Source organism: Paenibacillus sp. 01T443 (assembly GCF_056398325.1).
Genome location: NZ_JBFTPE010000004.1, coordinates 99,035 through 118,134, shown reverse-complemented (window position 1 = coordinate 118,134; position 19,100 = coordinate 99,035). Strand labels below are relative to the sequence as shown.

The 19,100-nt window shown below is 49.9% G+C and carries 17 protein-coding genes; 16 read left to right on the top strand and 1 reads right to left on the bottom strand.

The features are described 5' to 3' along the window. Nucleotides 1-8 precede the first annotated feature (8 nt). The 10 genes from AC1DLI_RS06675 (at nt 9) to AC1DLI_RS06630 (ending at nt 9,425) form a co-directional block, all read left to right on the top strand. Nucleotides 9-1,562 (top strand): efflux RND transporter periplasmic adaptor subunit, encoded by a 1,554-nt coding sequence (locus tag AC1DLI_RS06675; RefSeq protein ID WP_477600813.1) that lies wholly within the window; start codon nt 9-11, stop codon nt 1,560-1,562. Then, nucleotides 1,559-2,326 (top strand): ABC transporter ATP-binding protein, encoded by a 768-nt coding sequence (locus AC1DLI_RS06670; RefSeq protein WP_477600811.1) that lies wholly within the window; start codon nt 1,559-1,561, stop codon nt 2,324-2,326. The genes AC1DLI_RS06675 and AC1DLI_RS06670 overlap by 4 nt, the downstream gene beginning before the upstream one ends. Then, nucleotides 2,268-3,458 carry an ABC transporter permease gene (locus tag AC1DLI_RS06665; protein ID WP_477600809.1) on the top strand — a complete coding sequence of 397 codons (1,191 nt, stop codon included), beginning with the start codon at nt 2,268-2,270 and terminating at the stop codon, nt 3,456-3,458. Before AC1DLI_RS06670 ends, AC1DLI_RS06665 begins: the two co-directional genes overlap by 59 nt. A 127-nt stretch (nt 3,459-3,585) precedes the next feature. Further along, on the top strand, nt 3,586-4,782 hold the full coding sequence (gene spoIID, locus AC1DLI_RS06660; protein ID WP_477600807.1) for a stage II sporulation protein D: 1,197 nt from the start codon (nt 3,586-3,588) through the stop codon (nt 4,780-4,782). An 82-nt stretch (nt 4,783-4,864) separates the two neighbouring features. After that, complete coding sequence (locus tag AC1DLI_RS06655; RefSeq protein ID WP_477600805.1) at nt 4,865-5,608, top strand: peptidoglycan DD-metalloendopeptidase family protein; 744 nt, start codon at nt 4,865-4,867, stop codon at nt 5,606-5,608. Between the two features lie 170 nt (nt 5,609-5,778). Further along, nucleotides 5,779-6,066, top strand: coding sequence for a sporulation transcriptional regulator SpoIIID (gene spoIIID, locus AC1DLI_RS06650; protein ID WP_053373789.1), 288 nt, complete (start codon nt 5,779-5,781; stop codon nt 6,064-6,066). 124 nt (nt 6,067-6,190) lie between these two features. Next, nucleotides 6,191-7,189: a rod shape-determining protein MreB gene (gene mreB, locus AC1DLI_RS06645; RefSeq protein ID WP_477600803.1), complete on the top strand. Its 999-nt coding sequence runs from the start codon at nt 6,191-6,193 to the stop codon at nt 7,187-7,189. 165 nt (nt 7,190-7,354) lie between these two features. After that, nucleotides 7,355-8,218, top strand: a complete 864-nt coding sequence (locus AC1DLI_RS06640) for a flagellar hook-basal body protein (RefSeq protein ID WP_477600801.1) — start codon at nt 7,355-7,357, stop codon at nt 8,216-8,218. Between the two features lie 33 nt (nt 8,219-8,251). Next, on the top strand, nt 8,252-9,094 hold the full coding sequence (locus tag AC1DLI_RS06635) for a flagellar hook-basal body protein (RefSeq protein WP_477600799.1): 843 nt from the start codon (nt 8,252-8,254) through the stop codon (nt 9,092-9,094). 16 nt (nt 9,095-9,110) lie between these two features. Then, a complete protein-coding gene (locus AC1DLI_RS06630) occupies nt 9,111-9,425 on the top strand; it encodes a DNA-directed RNA polymerase subunit beta (RefSeq protein ID WP_477600797.1) in 315 nt (104 codons plus the stop codon). 122 nt (nt 9,426-9,547) lie between these two features. Here AC1DLI_RS06630 and AC1DLI_RS06625 read toward each other — a convergent pair whose 3' ends face one another. Continuing rightward, the gene (locus AC1DLI_RS06625) at nt 9,548-11,758 is read right to left on the bottom strand and encodes an Ig-like domain-containing protein (RefSeq protein ID WP_477600795.1); all 2,211 of its coding nucleotides are present in this window, start codon (nt 11,756-11,758) and stop codon (nt 9,548-9,550) included. Between the two features lie 243 nt (nt 11,759-12,001). On the opposite strand from AC1DLI_RS06625, the gene AC1DLI_RS06620 reads away from it, so the two are divergent. The 6 genes from AC1DLI_RS06620 (at nt 12,002) to AC1DLI_RS06595 (ending at nt 19,080) form a co-directional block, all read left to right on the top strand. Next, on the top strand, nt 12,002-12,535 hold the full coding sequence (locus AC1DLI_RS06620; protein ID WP_308995222.1) for a CDP-alcohol phosphatidyltransferase family protein: 534 nt from the start codon (nt 12,002-12,004) through the stop codon (nt 12,533-12,535). Nucleotides 12,536-12,809: 274 nt separating this feature from the next. After that, nucleotides 12,810-13,241: a 3-hydroxyacyl-ACP dehydratase FabZ gene (fabZ, locus tag AC1DLI_RS06615; protein WP_138753720.1), complete on the top strand. Its 432-nt coding sequence runs from the start codon at nt 12,810-12,812 to the stop codon at nt 13,239-13,241. 33 nt (nt 13,242-13,274) lie between these two features. Further along, a complete protein-coding gene (locus AC1DLI_RS06610; RefSeq protein ID WP_477600792.1) occupies nt 13,275-15,002 on the top strand; it encodes a phospho-sugar mutase in 1,728 nt (575 codons plus the stop codon). Between the two features lie 34 nt (nt 15,003-15,036). Beyond that, on the top strand, nt 15,037-17,181 hold the full coding sequence (locus tag AC1DLI_RS06605; RefSeq protein ID WP_477600790.1) for a DUF5693 family protein: 2,145 nt from the start codon (nt 15,037-15,039) through the stop codon (nt 17,179-17,181). Beyond that, a complete protein-coding gene (gene csaB, locus AC1DLI_RS06600) occupies nt 17,145-18,311 on the top strand; it encodes a polysaccharide pyruvyl transferase CsaB (RefSeq protein ID WP_477600788.1) in 1,167 nt (388 codons plus the stop codon). Before AC1DLI_RS06605 ends, csaB begins: the two co-directional genes overlap by 37 nt. A gap of 64 nt (nt 18,312-18,375) precedes the next feature. Beyond that, the gene (locus AC1DLI_RS06595; protein WP_477601181.1) at nt 18,376-19,080 is read left to right on the top strand and encodes a WecB/TagA/CpsF family glycosyltransferase; all 705 of its coding nucleotides are present in this window, start codon (nt 18,376-18,378) and stop codon (nt 19,078-19,080) included. Nucleotides 19,081-19,100 lie beyond the last annotated feature (20 nt).

The following is a 19,100-nucleotide window of genomic DNA, read 5'->3' as shown; positions in this document are numbered from 1 at the left end:
TACAGTAGATGAAGAAATGGACGATAGGGCTCAGCATTATCATTATCCTGGCTGCTGCAGGGGCAGGTGCCTATTATTTTTATTTTGCGAAAGAGAAGGAAGCGGCAGGTGAGACGCCCACTTCTCGTACGGTAACCGCTACAAAAGGATCTATTTTAAAACAAATTAGCGGTACGGGATCGGTAGCGGCAAATTCGAGGGAGACGGTCACGGCGGGCAAGAGCGGTACGATTGCGACGGTGAATGTGAAAAAAGGGGATAAAATCAAAGCTGGCCAAATTCTCGTTACATTTGAGGCCGCAGAAGATAATGAAGACAAAATTTCAACGATAGAAAAAAGCATAACCAAGCTGGAACAATCGATAGAAGAATTCCAAGAGAATTATAAGGAAGCAACGGGAACGGAAAACGAGGAGGCAACGAAGCAATCCCTTCAGAAAAATATAGAAGACGCGAACACGGAAATAGCTGATTACGAGGAGCAATTGCAAGATATATATGATGAGCAAGCGAAAGAGGAAAAGGTAGTCTCCGCCTCGATTGACGGAGAAATTACGGAAATGGATATTGAAGTGGGCGATGAAGTCAATGCCAATACTACAGTAGCGACTATTGTGGACTATACCAAGCTGGAGTTTGTTACCTCTGTAGATGAGCTTGATATTTCATCGGTAAAGGTCGGCCAAGCCGTTGATCTGTCTTTGAGCGCCATTACGGACCATACGATTGATGCGACCGTATCCGAAATTGCAATGGAAGGCACCTCGAACAATGGCTCGTCGGCGTTTGAGGTGAACATCCTTCTTACAGATATTGAAGGAGTCAAGGTCGGCATGTCTGGTGAAGCGGCTATAACGATTGCGTCCAAGGAAAACATCGTTCTAGTGCCGGTTAATGCTGTCGTTGAAATGGGAACAAAATCATTCGTTCGCATACCTAGTGAAAACGGTGAGCAAGCTGCTGCAGCGGGCGGGCAGCAGCAAGGACGGACAACAACTGGATCTGGCGCAGCGGCAGGCGGCCAGCAGGGAGCGGCGTCAGGACAAACGGGCGCGGCGACTGGAGAGCGGCCTGCGGCGGGCCAAGGTACGGGCGCAGCGGCAGGCGGTCAGCAGGGAGCAACGTCAGGACAAACGGGCGCGGCGAGCGGAGAACAGCCGGCAGCGGGCCAAGGTACGGGCGCAGCAGCGGGCGGCCAGCGTGGCACGGCAGGTCAAGCAGGAGCAAACGGAGAAGCAGGGGCAGCAGCCGGCGGCGGTTTTGCGACAGGCGGGCGAGCAGGCGGCAGGATGCAGGGCGGGCTTGAAGGTCAGCTGGTTGAGGTGACGACAGGTCTTAGCGATGCGAGCTTCGTAGAGATCGTCTCTGGGCTTGCAGAGGGTGACAGCGTACTTGTTCCGATTGCGCAAGGAACGGCCGGCATGGGCACCGAAACGGAAGAGATGACCATGCAGCAGGGCTTTTTCCAAGGCGGCGGTGGCATGGCCTTCCCAGGCGGAGGCACGGGCGGAATGGCTGGCGGAGGCGGAATGCGGAATACAACAAGCGGCGGTGCGCGATGAGTATGAATTCAAACGTTCCTTTAATTGAGATGACGAATATTACGAAGTCATATATGATGGCGCGGGAAAAGACGACCGTTTTGCATGAGGTGTCGCTAACGGTAGCGCACGGCGATTTTCTAGCGATTGTGGGTCCATCCGGCTCGGGGAAGTCGACGCTAATGAACATTATAGGCTGCCTCGACCTGCCGAGCGAAGGAAGCTATAAGCTGGAAGGCCTTGAGATAACGGGGCAAAACGACAATAAGCTGACTGAAATGCGCAATAAAAAAATAGGCTTTATTTTTCAAGGCTATCACCTGCTGCCAAAGCTTACGGCACTCGAGAACTGTGAGCTTCCCCTTATTTACCGGGGTTTGCCTGGCAAGGAGCGGAAGCTTCGTGCAATGGACGCGCTGGAGAGGGTCGGGCTTGGCCAAAAATTAAACCACCGCCAAAATGAGCTCTCGGGCGGCCAGCAGCAAAGGGTTGCGATCGCGCGCGCGCTAGCGACTAACCCGCCCATGCTGCTTGCCGATGAGCCGACTGGCGCGCTGGATTCGAAAACAGGCATGGAAGTGCTTAACATGATGGAGGAACTAAACAAAGCGGGTCAGACGATTGTGCTGATTACGCATGATATGGAAGTAGCGAAGCGGGCAAGCCGAACGGTAATTATACGGGATGGGGTGTTGACCGAGCAGGAGCAAGGAAGGAGGAGCAGCGATGAAACTCACGCAAGGCTTCAAGATGGCAGTCAAGAGCGTCTTGTCCAACAAGCTTAGAACGATCTTGTCTATGCTTGGTATTCTGATAGGCGTTGCAACGGTTATCGCGTTGGTGGCGATGGGGAAGGCATCCTCCAACGAGGTGGCCGAGCAGGTATCGTCACTTGGAAGTCCGAATTCGCTCTCCGTTACGATTACTGGCCGGGGTACGGTTACAACGCTCTCCGTGGATGAAGCGAATGAGCTTGGCGAAGTTGCCAATGTGGCGGGCGTTGCTCCGGTGACAAGTACGACGGGCTATGCGAAGTATGGCAAAACGCAAGTAACGGTGACCGTAGAAGGAATTACGGGCGCTTATGAAGAAGTAAAAGATTTTCCGGTGCAAGATGGAAGATATATCGCCTCTCCGGATATTAAAAACAACACAAAGGTAGCGCTTATCGGCGTGGATACCGCGACCGACCTGTTCGAGGATGAGGGTGAAGACCCGTCTGCCGCTGTCGGCAAAAAAATAACAATTAACGGCTACAACTTTACGATCGTTGGCCTGCTTGAATCGCAGGGCAGCTCGCTTACGGGCTCGAATGACGAGAAAATATTAATTCCCGTAACGACGGCTCAAAAAATATTTCAAACAAGCGGTGTATCTACCATTAACCTAATCGTGTCAGATACAAAGCTGATGGATAGGACCGTTACGGGGATTGAAGCTGTTCTCTATGAGAAATTCCGAGGGAATGAGAATGCGTACCGGGTGCTTAATCAAGAAGAAGCGATGGAGACATTGAATTCGGTTAATGAAACGATGAATAGGCAGCTTATATATGTAGCAATCATATCGCTTATCGTTGGCGGAATCGGCATAATGAATATCATGCTCGTGTCAGTAACGGAACGGACGCGTGAAATTGGCATTCGCAAATCATTGGGAGCTAAGAAGCGTGATATTTTATTTCAATTTCTGGTAGAGGCGGTTTGCATAAGCGGTCTTGGAGGCGCACTCGGCATTGGTCTTGGTTATATCGCCTCTTTTACTATCGGAATGGTAATGAAGACAGAAACGGAGGTTCCAATAGATACCGTATGGCTGGCTTTTGTGTTCTCTGCTTTCGTCGGTGTCATATTCGGCTACTTGCCTGCGAATAAAGCGGCAAGCCTGCGGCCAGTTGACGCCCTTCGCCATGATTAGACGTTTAACGGTTCTACCCTATCATTCGCGCTCATAGAATGTACCATCAGGACCGGTTTAAGAGAGAGGGACTCCTCGCTAGCGGATTCTTATAAACTCTCCCCCGGCCAAGGTGGAAGGAGAGCTCATGAAGCGAAGGATAGGGATGTATTCAATAGTTTCGTTGATCAGTCGAGTGCGGACAAGCAGAGGGCTGGCTTTGTTTGCTGTAGGCGCAATGCTGGGAGCCTCTGTGCTGCTAGTGAGGCTTTCGCTGAATGAGCTCCGGGGCGCGCAAGCCGCAAGGTACATAACGGAGAATCATTTGGCGGAGAAGGATACACAAGCAGAGTCTTCTATTAATACTCCGAAGGACACCGAGGAGCGGCAGACTACTTCTAAAGAAGCCAATCCGCAGAAGACGAATCCAGCTGCAGGCGGTCAATCGAATGCGGAGACGCCTGCGATACTCGATCGTCTCGTGGTCCGTGTCTATATGACAGAGGAGAAACGAATTGAGCGTGTACCGCTCGAAACCTATGTCCGCGGCGTTGTGGCTGCGGAAATGCCAATCGGCTTTGAGCTGGAGGCGCTAAAGGCGCAAGCCATTGCCGCGCGTACGTATATGATACGGAGAATCGTTCAAGGCAATGACAGCGGGGTTCCGGTTGAAGGCGCAGATGTGACGGATACGATTGAGCACCAGGTTTATGTCTCTGTCGCGGATCTCGCCAAAAAATGGCCAAAGGCAGAACAGAAAACAAACATGAAAAAACTGAATGATGCGGTTGCAGAAACGAGAGGCAAGATCATTACGTATAAAGGTGATCCGATCGAAGCAACCTTCTTTTCCACCAGCAACGGGTATACCGAAAATTCGGAGGACTATTGGAACCAGGAGATTCCTTATTTGCGAAGCGTGGCAAGTCCATGGGATGAAGCCATTTCACCGCGATATAAGGAAACGGTAGAGCTGCCGCTAAAAGAGTTTTACAAGAAGCTCGGAGTTGCAAAGAAAAGCTCTGCCAAATCAGCTATTCGTATAGTAGAGAAGACCGCTGGCAATCGGATCAGCAAGATAGTGATAGGAGGAGCAACCTTTACGGGGCGGGAAGTGAGAGAAAAGCTCGGTCTCGCATCCTCTCAATTTACTTGGAATATAAAAGGCAGTTCGATATGGATTACCACCTACGGATATGGGCATGGCGTAGGTATGAGCCAATGGGGAGCGAACGGTATGGCGCAATCAGGGGCGAGCGCTGAGGAAATTTTGGCGCATTACTATTCTAGCGTTCAAGTGGAGCAAGCTTCAAAGCTTTCGGAACAGCTCGCCAGTCACTCTTAATTTAAACTCTTTCAATATTTCATTATCACCTCACGTATAAACCTAGCAGATCTGGTAACAATGGCTAGTGAGGTGATAGAAAATGAATGATCAAAATCAAAGTAAACCGAAGCAAAGACCAGAAGAAACTCCCAAAACCGTTCTGGGAGGAACGTCTGCCGCCAAATCTAGCAGTGGATGGAAGAGCCTTTTTGCAAAGCGATGGGTATCTCCAGCAATCTTCATGGCCGCGGCAGCAATTATCGTAACCTTAATGTGGATCTATCAGGGAGCGGATCAAACGAGTCCTACAACAGGAAAAGCCGTTACTACTGAAGATTCAAAAGAGGGTACGACTGAAACGCAAGGCAAGGATGATCAAGCGCAAGAAGTTATCGCAGGCAATGAATCAATTAAATGGCCGCTGGCTGACAGAGCCGCACTTCAAGTAGAACTGCCGTTCTATGACGAAAAAGCAAGCGATGAAGAACGCGAGGCTGCTCTCGTTCAAGTAGGAGAAACCTTCTCCCCGCATATGGGAATTGACTTCGTTGACCCAAGCGGTAAAACCTTCGACGTGCTGGCTGCACTATCGGGTAAAGTCACTTATGTAAAGGCTGAACCGACGAATGGCAATGTCATTGAGATTACCCATGAAGGCGGCCTTGTAACGGTTTACCAAAGCGTAACCGATGTTGCGGTTGAAGTGGGCGATGATGTTACGCAAGGTACCGTGATCGCAAAAGCTGGACGCAATGACTTGGAACGCGACCTTGGCATTCACCTTCATTATGAAACACGCAGCAACGGCAAGCCGGTTAATCCAAGCTCGCTAATCACGGAGTGAAAATTTCAAAAATAGGACTTTAGACGTACAGGCAGGGAGTAAATCCCTGCCTGTTTTACGTTTTTCTGAAAAATATTTCACATTCCGGCTTGTCAGGCTTGACCATAACGAATATATACGTGACCTACTCATATAATGTACCAAACTATCTCGAGTAGGGAGGCGGGAACGTGCACGATTACATCAAGGAGCGAACCATTAAAATAGGCCGCTGCATCGTGGAAACGAAGCACACGGTGCGAACGATCGCCAAAGAGTTCGGTGTATCCAAAAGTACGGTGCACAAGGACTTGACTGAGCGGCTTCCTGAAATAAACCCCGATTTGGCCGATCAGGTTAAGCACATTCTCGAGTACCACAAATCCATTCGGCATCTGAGGGGAGGAGAAGCGACCAAGATCAAATACAAGAAAACGAGCACGAAGAAGCGTGAGGTACTCGCTGCCGGGAAACTGTGAAGTTTTTTCTCGAATTATAGAGGAAATTTGTCTTTTTTGGCGAATAATAAACGTTAGCGGTTTCAGTGTCAAGGGAACCAAACGTACGTTTTGTAATTATTATTCGTTGGGGGACTTAAGCCTTATGTTGAGCAAGGATATCGGGATCGATCTTGGTACAGCCAATGTATCCATTCATGTGAAAGGTAGAGGCGTCGTGCTCGATGAGCCTTCAGTCGTTGCGATTGAAAGCGATACGAAGCGCGTGCTGGCCGTAGGTGAGGAAGCGCATCGCATGGTAGGCCGGACGCCAGGCAACATCATAGCGATTCGACCGCTGCGCGATGGTGTTATTGCGGATTTTGAAATTACGGAAATCATGCTAAAAGCATTTATTGACCGTGTCGAGGGACGGAAATGGTTTAGCCGTCCCCGAATACTGATTTGTGCGCCAACCAATATAACCTCAGTAGAGCAGAAAGCAATTCGTGAAGCTGCGGAACGCAGCGGTGCCAAGGAAGTTTTTCTTGAGGATGAGCCGAAAGCTGCCGCGATAGGGGCTGGAATGGATATCTTCCAGCCTAGCGGCAATATGGTTGTTGACATTGGCGGGGGCACGACAGACGTGGCCGTTCTTTCTATGGGCGACGTTGTCACTGCCTCCTCCATTAAGGTTGCGGGGGACAAGTTCGACGATGCGATCATGAAGTTTATCAAAAATAAATACAAGCTTCTCATCGGCGAGAGAACGAGCGAGGACATTAAGATCAAGATCGGAACAGTGCTTGAGGGTGGACGGCAAGAAGAGATCGATATTCGCGGCCGTGACATGGTCTCGGGGCTTCCTCTTACGCTCACGATTCGTTCGGGTGAGGTGCGCGAGGCGCTGTGGGATTCAGTTATGTCTATTGTATCGACAGCTAAAGCCGTACTCGAGCGCACGCCGCCGGAGCTGTCGGCAGACATTATTGACCGCGGCGTTATTTTGACAGGCGGAGGCGCTTTGCTCGGAGGTCTTGATGCGCTTCTTGCGGAAGAGCTGATGGTGCCGGTGCTCATTGCAGAGGATCCTATGCACTGCGTCGTTAAAGGAACTGGAATTTTGCTGGATAACTTGGACAAGCTCGGGAAGAAGCAAAGATAGATGCGGCCTAAAACAATAACATTTGCGTGGGTAGGAAGCCTTAGGGGGGCGTAGCCGAGACGTAAATGAGTCATAGGTCGCAGGACAAGCTATTCAGGCAGCCTTGCTTTCAACCGATAACATATATAGTAAGATCGATTGGAAGCATCCAGGGAGGTAACAACGATGTTAAGAGGCTTATATACCGCCGCGTCGGGCATGATTTCTCAGCAGCGCAGACATGATACCGTCACGAATAATATTTCAAATATAAATACGCCTGGCTATAAACAGACCAATGCGGTAACTCGTTCTTTTCCGGAAATGATGCTTTCTTTAACTGGAGCGGGAGAAGAAAATTATACGAAGATCGGGAAACTGACAAACGGCGTTTTTGCGGAGGAGAGCTTGTCTATTCATTTGCAAGGTGATTTAACGCAGACGAATAACTCATCGGATTTCGCGTTGATTTCCAACATTGAATTGAACGGACTGGCTTTTGATGCATCCGGCAAAAATGTTGGTCCGGACGGAGAAGTCACCTATCAGCCGCAAGCCTTCTTTACCCTGCAGGATCAAAACGGCGAGGTTCGTTACACGCGGGGCGGGAAGTTTACGTTGACGGAGGAAGGCTTCCTTATGGGCAGCGATGGATCAAGCGTGCTTGGCACAGACGGACAGCCTATTCAAATGCCTGCCGGCGTGGGGCTTGACAGATTGATGTTAACGGGAGATCAACGCTTTATCGATGCGAATGGACAGGATATAGGCGTACAGCTGCTAATTAGCCGCGTTGATAATCCGAATATGCTGGTTCGTGAAGGGAACGGAAGCTTTCGCCTTGCAGACGAGGACGGCGAAGCGGTTGCCATTGCTCCGGGTGAGCGCGTTGAAGTGAGGCAAGGCTATGTCGAGCGTTCGAATGTCGACGCGGCGCAAGCGGCTGTTGACCTGATGTCGGCGCTGCGGGCTTATGAAGCGAACCAGAAGGTTATCCAATTTTACGATCAAAGCTTAAGCAAAGCGGTTAACGAGGTCGGTCGCGTTTAAGCAACAGGTTGAAGCAGCGGAGGTGCACGAAACATGAACAGTTCAATGATCAACGCGATGGTATCGATGAATGGGCTTCAACAGAAGCTCGATCTTCTTGCTGATAATATTGCGAATGTAAATACGGTAGGATACAAGCGGAAGGAAGCGACCTTCGAGGATCTTCTAACGAACCTAAGAAGCCAGCCTGAAGCGTTCAGTCAGCCCGGCCGTAAAACGCCAATGGATTTCACGCAAGGCTGGGGCTCAAGAATGACGATGGTTCAACCAAATTTATCGCAAGGGCCCATGCAGGGAACGGATAAAGAAACGGATATTGCGATTGAAGGCAATGCGCTGTTTGAGGTAGAAGTGGACGCTGCTGGCAACCGTGCTTACACGCGAAACGGGGCGTTTCAGTTGACGGTCGGCGCAAACGGTGATACGATTTTGGCAACGGAAGACGGTTATCCGGTCGTTGCTAACGTGAGAGACCCCTTGACTGGGAACATGGTTGAAGGCAATATCGTATTGCCGCAAGGGTACAGTCTTCGCGTGAATCCGGATGGAAGCGTGCTTGGAGTATCTTCTGAGCGAACGATAGAGCTAGGCAGCATAAAGCTGCTGCAAGCTTCCCGCCCTGCGGCATTGACTGCGGTTTCCGACAATCTGTTTGTTGTTGCTAATGGAATTGACGCTGGAGATGTTGTACAGCAAATCGTACCGGATTCGGAAAATAGCATTGTTCTGCGTCAAGGGTACTTGGAACAATCAAATGTGGAGCTCACGGATGAAATGACCGAGCTTATTAATGTGCAGCGCGCTTATCAATTGGCAGCTAGAGCTTTATCATCAAGTGATACAATGATGAGCCTTACGAACGGGCTGCGCGCATAAGGATAGGATGATGGTGATGAGTATGGCCGATGAACGAATGGACCGCGAAGAAGGCGGGTTCGGGAGTACAGCGGAAGAGGGCAGAACCGGCAGAAAGAAGCGCAATAGCCGCGCTAAGGCTGACGGAGGCTCCAAAAAGAAGCAACGGTCCAAAGGGGTAAGCACGCTGCTGTGGATATTACGCAAAAGCATCGTGCCGCTTATAATGGTTATCATGCTTGTGGCAGGCCTCTATATAGGTTATGTCGTTTTGGGCAAGCAAGCAGAGGGCGAAGTATTCAGCTGGGCGACGTGGCGGCATTTGTACGATCTCGTGTTTGCTGAATCCTAATGAATATAGAAATAAAAAAAGGTTATCCGATAAACGGCTGCGGCTGCTTATGGGATAACCTTTTTTGATATAAAAGAAGCTATCCCAGGTCTGAATGAAGCCTGGGATAGCCCTTATCCGCTTTATTTGACAGTTACCCGTATTGTTACGCTCTTACCTGCATAGGTTGCTTTAATGGATGCCGTGCCTTTGCTGACGGCGACAATCTTGCCATCTACAACGGTCGCGACGCTTGCTTTGGAGGATGTCCAAACGGCGCTCTCCGTAACGTTGGCAGGATCGCCCGTCGTGAAATTAGCTTGCAGCTTAGCGGTATAAGTTCCGCCTGCACTCAATTGTACCGATTTGCTAGATAGAAGCAGCGATTTCAGCTTCTGAACCACTACGATGGGCACAACGACGGTTTTTCCTTGGTAGGAACCGGTAATCTTTGTCGTTCCAACAGCAATCGCTTTAACGGATGTGCTGCTGACGGTTGCGATACTCGGATTTCCGACTTCCCAATTCATTTTTGAGCCTAAAGAAACTTGTTTGCCGCTTTTATAGTATCCGGTTACTTTAACCGATTTGGTTCTTCCCGGATATAGCTCAACCGAAACGGGGTCGACGACAAGCTTAACGATTTCTTCTTCGACCTTCACCCGAACGGATACGCTCTTGGTCAAGTACGTGGCTGTCAGCGTAAGGCTGGCTACATCCAAGCCCTTCATGGTCGTATCTTTCAAAATGATATCCTCGGAGGTCGTTTTCCACTTGATCTTGCTTGAGACATCTTCTTCCTCGCCATCCTCATTAATGACGGTTACAGAAGGGAACGGTGTTTCTTTTCCTAAAATAATGCTCAGATCCTTCACATCAGCAATCAGCTTCAATGGCTTCACGTGAACGATTAGCTTCACTTCGAGTTTATGCCCTTGTACGGATGCGGTTAGCGTGGATTCGCCGAGCTCCTTCGCTGTCCATTTTCCGTCTTTGATGATTGCAATTTTCTCGTCGGCGGAAGTCCAGGTAACGATTTTGGAGACGTCTACCTTCGTTCCGTCAAAGGTTGTTGCGGTAACGGTCGGCAGGTCCCCGCTGATGCCTTTAAAGCCATCAATGGTCTCACTCTCCACGCTTAGCTCATTAACGCTTGGATACACGGTAATGTCGATGCTGCGGCTTACGCCTTTGTGGCTTGCCGTAATTTTGGTTGTGCCTACGGACTTAGGAGTCACTTTACCAGCGGAAACGGTAGCGACTACAACGTTCGAGGACGTCCATTCGGCTTGGCTTGTCACATCGGAGGTCACGTTGGAATTGTTTAGAACTTCCGCTTTTATTTGAATCGGCGAATCCTGCAGTAGCATGTGATATTCTTTCTCCGGCGACAGCTTGATCGATTGGAAAGCTGTACGGACGACGACATCGACAGTTGTGGATGCGCCCTTATAGGAGACGGTAATGGTTGTTTTACCTGCGCTTACCGCTGATACCACGCCTTTTTTTACGGTAGCGATCTTTTCATTGGCACTGACCCACTTGGCAACGTCCGTGACGGGCTCAGTACCGCCTGTTTTGGGAGCKACCGAGGCTGTTAATACCTTATCGTCATAGCCGATGTCTAACTCGACTAAATTGCCGGAAGCAGCGTTATCGATCGTTATCGACTTATAGGGTGATGTGACATTAAGCGTGATGGTGTCAGACTTGCCCTTCAGCTTAGCTGAAATCACTGCAGAGCCGACACCGATTAATGTAATCACACCTTCATCAACGGTTGCGACAGCGGCGTTTGAGGTTGTCCATACCGCTTCGGTTGTGACTGCTAAATCGGTCACGCTTCCTTTCGTTCCGTTCAGCGTGAAGGACAGCGGTTGTCCGATTTCAATATCCTTAGATACGGGAGCTGTTACTCCGTTCTGCATAAGGGTAATGGAATCATAAACATAATCAGAAGCTGCCTTGATGGAAATCGTAAAGCCTTTATAAGTAGCGCTTATCGTCGCGGTTCCCTTGCCAACGCCGGTTAAAACGCCTTTTTCTACTTTTACGTACGCAGTATTGGAAGATTTCCATGTAGCTTCCGTAGTAATATCCTTCTTTGATGACGAGCCTGAGATGGAGGCAAATACGGATAAGTTGACCTTATCATCTTCAACGAATACTTCGAGCGATGATGTGCTGCTGTTGTAATCCGACGCATCATAAGTAAATTCAATGCCGGTTACGGTGTCTTCTGCGGCGTTTACGACGCCCGTTGCCGAGGTCATAATCATTGCGATTGCAAGCACAGCTGCCAGCCACCTGCGAGTTTCTTTCAACGACATGCTAAAGCGTAAACTAAAATTCACTACATCCCTGTCCTTTCTTGTTTAAAGTAAAGTTTTCTTTTATTAACGGTAAAGGGACGGCGAAAATGAATAACGAAGGCAATATTTGTTATTTAAATTTTAGTAAACCTCGAGGCGATAAGGGCTTGTAACCGGCAGAGCGGGCATTGCGAAGCAGTGATAGTTTTATTTTTACGGGAGGTAGTTGTATAATAGTTGGGAACCATGGTGGACAGTCAGCAATAGGTAGAGGAGCGTGAGAGTTTGAATCTGCCGAATCTCTTAACATCATTGCGTTTTGTATTGATCCCCGTCTACATAGTGGTGTTCGTAAAAGGACATATGATTCCAGCGTTTCTGATTATGGTTGCAGCAGGTATTACCGATGTTCTTGATGGTTATATCGCCCGCAAAAGCGGTCAGGTTACGTTGGTCGGCATTATGCTTGATCCGCTCGCTGATAAGTTAATGCTCATCACGGTTATTGTATCGCTGCTCATCTCCGGCCATATTTCATGGGCTGCTGCTGCGGCGATGTTTTTGCGCGATTTGGGAATGATAGCCGGGGGATTGTATTTTCATTTTCGGGGAAAAAAGACGGTACCTGCGAATTGGATGGGCAAGCTGACAACTGTGCTCTTCTATGTAGCGATCATGCTCATTTTCTTCGAAGCGCCAAATGCTCATTCTTACTTGTGGGCGGTTATTGCTTTCTCGTTCTTGACTTCTATCATGTATATCGTTATGTTCAAGGCGCTGAACAAACCGATTGCAGAAACACCTACCGGACATACGTGAACTTCTGAGGCAACTACATATCATGCGTAAACGGCTGCAGCCGTCCTTTGGCGGCAAAAGCCCGCTTCGCAAACATATATAAGCACGTTTATAAGTGAGAACTTATAAAGTCATATATATGAACAAAGAGGCTTGGCGGAGGACACTTCGGGTCCAAGCAGCCAAGCCTCTTATCTTAACCTTCATAAACTGCAGTTTTATGATGGATATGTATAGTGTCGTACATTTTGACACTTTTTATACTATCTAACCATCGAAAGGGGATTTTTTTGACATGTTGGACATTAATCAAATTCAAGAAATTATTCCGCACCGCCCGCCGTTCTTACTAATCGACCGGATTCTAGAGGTTGAGCCGGGTGTACGGGCTGTCGGTCTCAAAAATGTGACGATGAACGAACCTTATTTTGTCGGCCATTTTCCCGGATATCCCGTTATGCCTGGTGTGCTGATTGTAGAAGCGCTCGCGCAGGTCGGTACCGTTGCTATGTTGATGATTGAGGCTAATAAAGGCAAGCTGGGCTTTTTTGCAGGCATTGACGGCTTCCGCTTTCGCGGACAAGTTAAGCCAGGCGATACGCTGACGCTTGAAGTCCAAATTACAAGACTCAAAGGTTCAATCGGCAAAGGGCAAGGGACAGCAAGGGTAGGCGATCAGATCGTTGCCGAGGGCGAGCTCATGTTTGCTTTATCTAATCCTTCATAAATCAAAATTCATGAATGAAAGAGGCTGCTAATTATGACGAATCCAACGAATACTACTGTTATTGCTAAATATGAGGCTTGGCTGAATGACCCGCTTATCGATGCTGCAACGAAGGAAGAGCTTCGCGGCATTGCAGGAGAAGAAAAGGAAATTACGGATCGTTTCTATCGGGACCTTGAATTCGGTACGGGCGGCTTGCGCGGCGTAATGGGCGCGGGTACGAACCGTTTGAACGCATACACAGTGGGGAAAGCCACGCAAGGACTTGCGAATTGGCTGCTGGCCGGCGCGAGTTCAGAGGGAGCCAGCCCATCGGTTGTTATTGCTCATGATTCCCGTAATTACTCGCCTGAATTTGCGCTAGATGCCGCGCTCGTGCTTGCAGGAAACGGTATTACGACATATTTGTTTACTGCTCTGCGCCCGACTCCGCAGCTTTCTTTTGCTGTGCGTGCGCTTAAAGCATCCAGCGGGATTGTTATTACGGCCAGCCACAACCCTCCTGAATACAACGGCTATAAGGCATACGGCGCCGACGGCTGCCAGCTCATTCCGGAAGAAGCGCAGCAAGTGATTGCCGCGATCGGTCAAATTGTCGGCTTTGATGAAGTGAAGAGGCTGAGCCGCGAGGAAGCGGAAGCTAAGGGCTTGCTGCGCTGGCTTGGAGAGGAAGCCGATCAACAGTTTATTGATACGGTCGTTGCTCAAAGCTTGAATGCGGAGCTTATTCAAGGGGAAATCGGCGAGAAGTTCAGTGTTGTCTTTACGCCGCTGCATGGGACAGGCAATATGCCGGTACGTGAAGTGCTGAAGAAGGTTGGCTTTAAGAACGTGCATATCGTACCTGAGCAAGAGCAGCCGGATGGTTATTTTAGCACGGTGAAATCCCCTAACCCGGAAGAGCGCGAAGCGTTCACGCTTGCTATTAAGCTTGCTCAGCAGGTGAATGCAGACATTATTATCGGTACGGACCCGGATGCGGATCGTATGGGCGCGGTCGTGAAAAATAACGAGGGCGAGTATGTCGTTCTCACAGGTAACCAATCAGGCGCGTTGATGGTCCATTATGTGCTGAGCCAACTGAAAGAGCGCGGACAATTGCCAGGCAACGGCATCGTCATCAAAACGATCGTGACAAGCGAGCTCGGGGCGGATATCGCACGCTCATTTGGCGTAGCCGTCGACAATACGCTGACAGGCTTTAAATATATCGGTGAAAAAATGACAAGCTATGAGAAAACAGGCGAGTATTCCTTCCTGTTTGGTTATGAAGAAAGCTACGGTTATCTAACGGGTACCTATGCACGCGATAAAGATGCGATCGTTGCCGCGTTATTGATTGCAGAAGCTGCGGCATACTATAGCAGTCAAGGAAAAACGCTGTATGATGTATTACTCGAGCTTTACGCTGAATTTGGCTTCTATTTAGAAGGCTTGGAGTCACGTACGCTTAAGGGCTTCGACGGGGTTCAAAAAATCGGAGCGATCATGGATGATTGGCGTCAAAACCCGCCAACCGAAATCGGCGGCGTCAAAGTAGAGCAGGTACTGGATTACGGCAAGGGCCATGACGGTCTTCGTCCAGAAAACGTATTGAAGTATTTGCTTGAGGATGGATCGTGGTTCTGCTTGCGTCCTTCTGGTACCGAACCGAAAATCAAAGTTTATTTCGCAGTGAAGAGTGAATCAAAGGATGCTGCCGCCGCTGCGCTGGAAACGTTGAAAACCGCCGTTATGGAACGGGTAGACCGTAGCGAATAGATCGACAATCACCTGTTTAGAACGGAGGAATTTCGTGTTTTTACGTTGGCAGCAATGGAATCGGCGCGCAAGATTCGTACTTTGGATTATTGCATTATTAGGGGTGGCGGCAGCATTGCCGCTCGGCGCTGTTCGCATGGAAATGGAAAAGTCGTCGAAACAAGTGGAGTATGTTTTTGATTACCGCGATATTGTCGATGTATCGGAACGTCAGGCAAGGCCACAGGAGTTCCTGACGGAGAAGCTCGCCATGTTAAAGGAATCGGGCATTACCACGATGGCCGTGTACGAAAGCTCGTTGAAGGAGCTACAGTTAGCGGGCAGGCTGACTTATTACAGCTCAAGGGATGCTGCGCTGCTGCAGGGTAAGTTTGAGCAGGCAGGCCAAAACTTTACTTATATTTTATTTAACGGTCCAGAAGAAGAAAAAATGATCGGTCCGATCGTGCGCCAGGCGCTTGATCGATCGGAGGCTGTGTATAGCAATTGGACCTATGGGGGCCGTAACGGGATGGTCGTCGAAATGCCGATTGCCGAAGCGGTTATGAAAACGATGGATTTTGACCCGATGTCCTTGCAAACGATTCGCGACGCAGGCTTTGGCATTCTGCCGCGTTTCTCCGACCGCGTACAGCCTTATAATCAAGACGAAACGGATGCAGTGCTTGCAAACTTAAAGGCGTACGGTGTGAACCGCGTGTTATTTGACGGCGATAAAGTGAAGGGCGCATCTGATCAAGCCGTGGATAACAGCCTGTATCAGTTCGGTGAATTGCTAAAAAAATACGATATGGGCATTGCCGCAATCGAAAATTTAAAAAAACCTCAGCAAGGCATAAATAAATTAGCATATATTACAAACTATAACGTAGTCAGATTATATTCCTTGTCGGATAACGACGGGATGACGATGACTTCCGACGCGATTAGCGACCGTTTTCTTCTAGCGGCTAAGGATCGTAATATCCGTATGTTTTTCATGAACGGGACAACCCAATCAAACACGGATAAGGCAAAGATCGTTCATTCCTTGGACAGGCTGGCTGAAGCCATGAGCGAGAAAAATGGCATAGTCGAAAAGCTGTCTAAGGCTGGATTTACGCCAGGCAAGGCAACGGCATTCGATTATGAACAGCCTTCTTGGAATAAGCCTGTCAGAGCTATTGTCGCTGCTGGCGCCATTGCCTTAATTGCTTTATTGGTAGGCGCGTTTATTCCAGGCGTATATATTCCTGTATTCGTTATCGGTCTCTTTGGCAGCGCCGGGTTGTACAAGCTGAACAGCTCTATGATGGAACAGGGCTTAGCATTAGGCGCGGCGATTGCCGCACCTACACTCGCGTTAGTGTGGGTCATGAACCGTATCTATTCCCGTACGGTAGGCGACAGGCGCGTGGTTGGTGGTCCTGACTGGACGGTGGGCCGAAGCAAGCATAGCCAGACGCCTCAGCAGCCCGGTGCCGTTTACGAAAACGGAAACCAGATGAAATGGATTTTCCCGGCGTTGTCGATGGGAAGGCGTTTTGGGCTCGCTTTGAATTGGTTTATCGTAGCGACGTTGATTTCACTTACGGCTGTACCGATTGTTTTCGGTTTGCTGAATAACATCACATACAATTTGGTGTTGGAGCAATTCCGCGGCGTAAGCCTGCTTCACCTCGCGCCAATTGCGTTGGTTGCGGTTTATGTGCTGCTGTATAACAGCCAAATGTCGCTAGGCAGACTGAGAATTCTGCTTTCAAAGCCGATTACGTTAACTTGGATTATCCTTGCAGGCGTTATCGGAATTATCGGCTATTATTACCTGTCACGTACAGGCAACAGTGGACAAGTATCCTCCGTTGAATTGGTTATTCGTCATTTCCTGGAGTCGACCTTCGGCGTAAGGCCGCGGTTTAAAGAGTTTTTGCTGGCGCATCCGCTATTACTGCTAGGACTATTCTTATCGCTTCGGTACCGTGCAGCTTGGCTGCTCATTATTATCGGATCGATTGGACAGCTCTCGATGGTGGATACGTTCGCACATCTTCATACACCGCTTTATATTTCAATGATTCGCGTACTGCTTGGCTTGGGTACAGGTGCGATAATCGGCTGCATTTTGATTCTGGCTTGGCAGCTAGTGGAAGGAGCAATTCGTAAATGGGCACCGGCAATCATCCGCAAGTTCGTCGCATAGTGATCTCGGGCTACTACGGCTTTCGCAACAGCGGCGACGAAGCGGTGCTACGATCGATATTGCTTGCTTTGGAAGAACAAAGCAGTTCCCAGGGCATTAAAATTCAGCCGGTCGTGTTATCGGCTGATCCGGCCTTGACAAGCAGTATGTATGGGGTGGAAAGTGTTCGGAGGATGCATCCAGGTGATTTGTGGAATGCGCTAAAGGGCTGTGACGGCCTCATAAGCGGAGGCGGAAGCCTGCTTCAAGATGCAACGGGTACCAAGACTATTCCTTACTACACGGGAGTCATGAAGCTCGCACAGCTGCTCGGCAAACCTACATTCGCCTATTCACAAGGCATCGGACCGGTAAACCGCCGCTTTATGGATCCGCTTATTCGCGGAGTTATGAAGCGCAGCGCGTATGTGTCCGTTCGGGATACTGAATCCGCAGCTTTGCTTGGCCGCATCGGGGTACCGGTAGAGATGATAGAAGTGGTGCCTGACCCGGTAATGGGCTTGCCTCTGCCGGCGGGCTCGGAAGAAGAAGCCCTTCGCTCCTCGCGTAATGCTGAGGACATGTCTTCGGAGCCGCCGCTAGTCGGCGTATCCTTGCGCCGTTGGCGCAGCGACGGCGCAGATCTCGCGCGCGCCGCGGAAGCGCTGGTCGCGCTGTCGAAGCGCATGCCTGTGCGGCTGCGCTTCCTGCCGTTCCACACCCCCTCCGACATAGAAGCTTCGGAGCAGGTGATGGAACGGCTGCGCGGCAGGCTCGGCATCGGTTCCACCGCCGAGCTGGCCGAGCCCGGCGACGACCCCCAGCAAATGCTGCTGGAGGTCAGCCGGTGCGACGCTTTGTTCGGCATGCGCCTCCATGCGCTTATCTATGCCGCAGGCCAAATGGTTCCCATGCTTGGCCTATCCTACGACCCGAAGATCGACCAATTTCTTGGCCGCTTAGGGCTGAAGGCCATCGGCACAACCGAGCAGCTGGACGCGGAGGCCTTTGCGGATGCGGCATGCCAGCTGCTCGCTGACAAAGCCGGCTGGCGAGCAAAACATAAGCCAGCAATCGACCTATTAAAACAACAATCGCAAAAACCGGCGCAACAAATCGTTCAATACCTGCGTCATACATTATCGAGGTGAGTTTCTCTTGTCGAAACAATTACCAACAGTGCCGATATACGGCATACCATTCTCCAAGGCGAGCATGGATGAAACGGTTCAATATTTAACGGCGGCAATCGAAGGAAGACGGTTAACGCATGTCATTACCGCTAACCCGATCATGATTATGTCGGCTGTCGAGAGCGCGAACTACAGCGCGATGATTCGTCGCGCGGATCTTATCGTACCCGACGGAGCAGGCGTGGTATGGGCAGCCAAATACGTTGGCAATCCGGTCACGGAGCGCGTAACGGGATTTGATCTGATGCACCGCCTTTTAGAGCAGGGTGAAAAACGCAAATGGAAGGCCTATCTGCTTGGCACCTCGCAAGAGGTTATCGAGGCGGCGGCCGAGAAGCTGCAGCTGCAATATCCTCAGGTAAAAATCGTAGGCTATCGGAATGGTTTTTTTGGCCCAGAACAGGACGAAGAAGTGGTGGAAGCCATTCGCGCAGCGGCGCCTGACTTATTGTTTGTCGCGCGCGGAGCGGATACGCAGGAGCCTTGGATTGTTAAGTTTAAGAAAAAGCTCGGCGTGCCTTTAATTATGGGCGTCGGCGGCAGCTTCGATGTCGTTTCGGGTAAGCTAAAGCGAGCTCCGATCGTGTTCCAGAAGCTTCGGCTTGAATGGTTCTACCGCTTGCTTCAAGAGCCGAAAAGGTACAAAAGAATGCTCGTTTTGCCGAAATTCGTAGTGAAAGTGCTTCGCGACAAAGAAAACGTAACAAAACCTCGGTCTACACCGTGAAATTCTCGTTAAAACCCGCT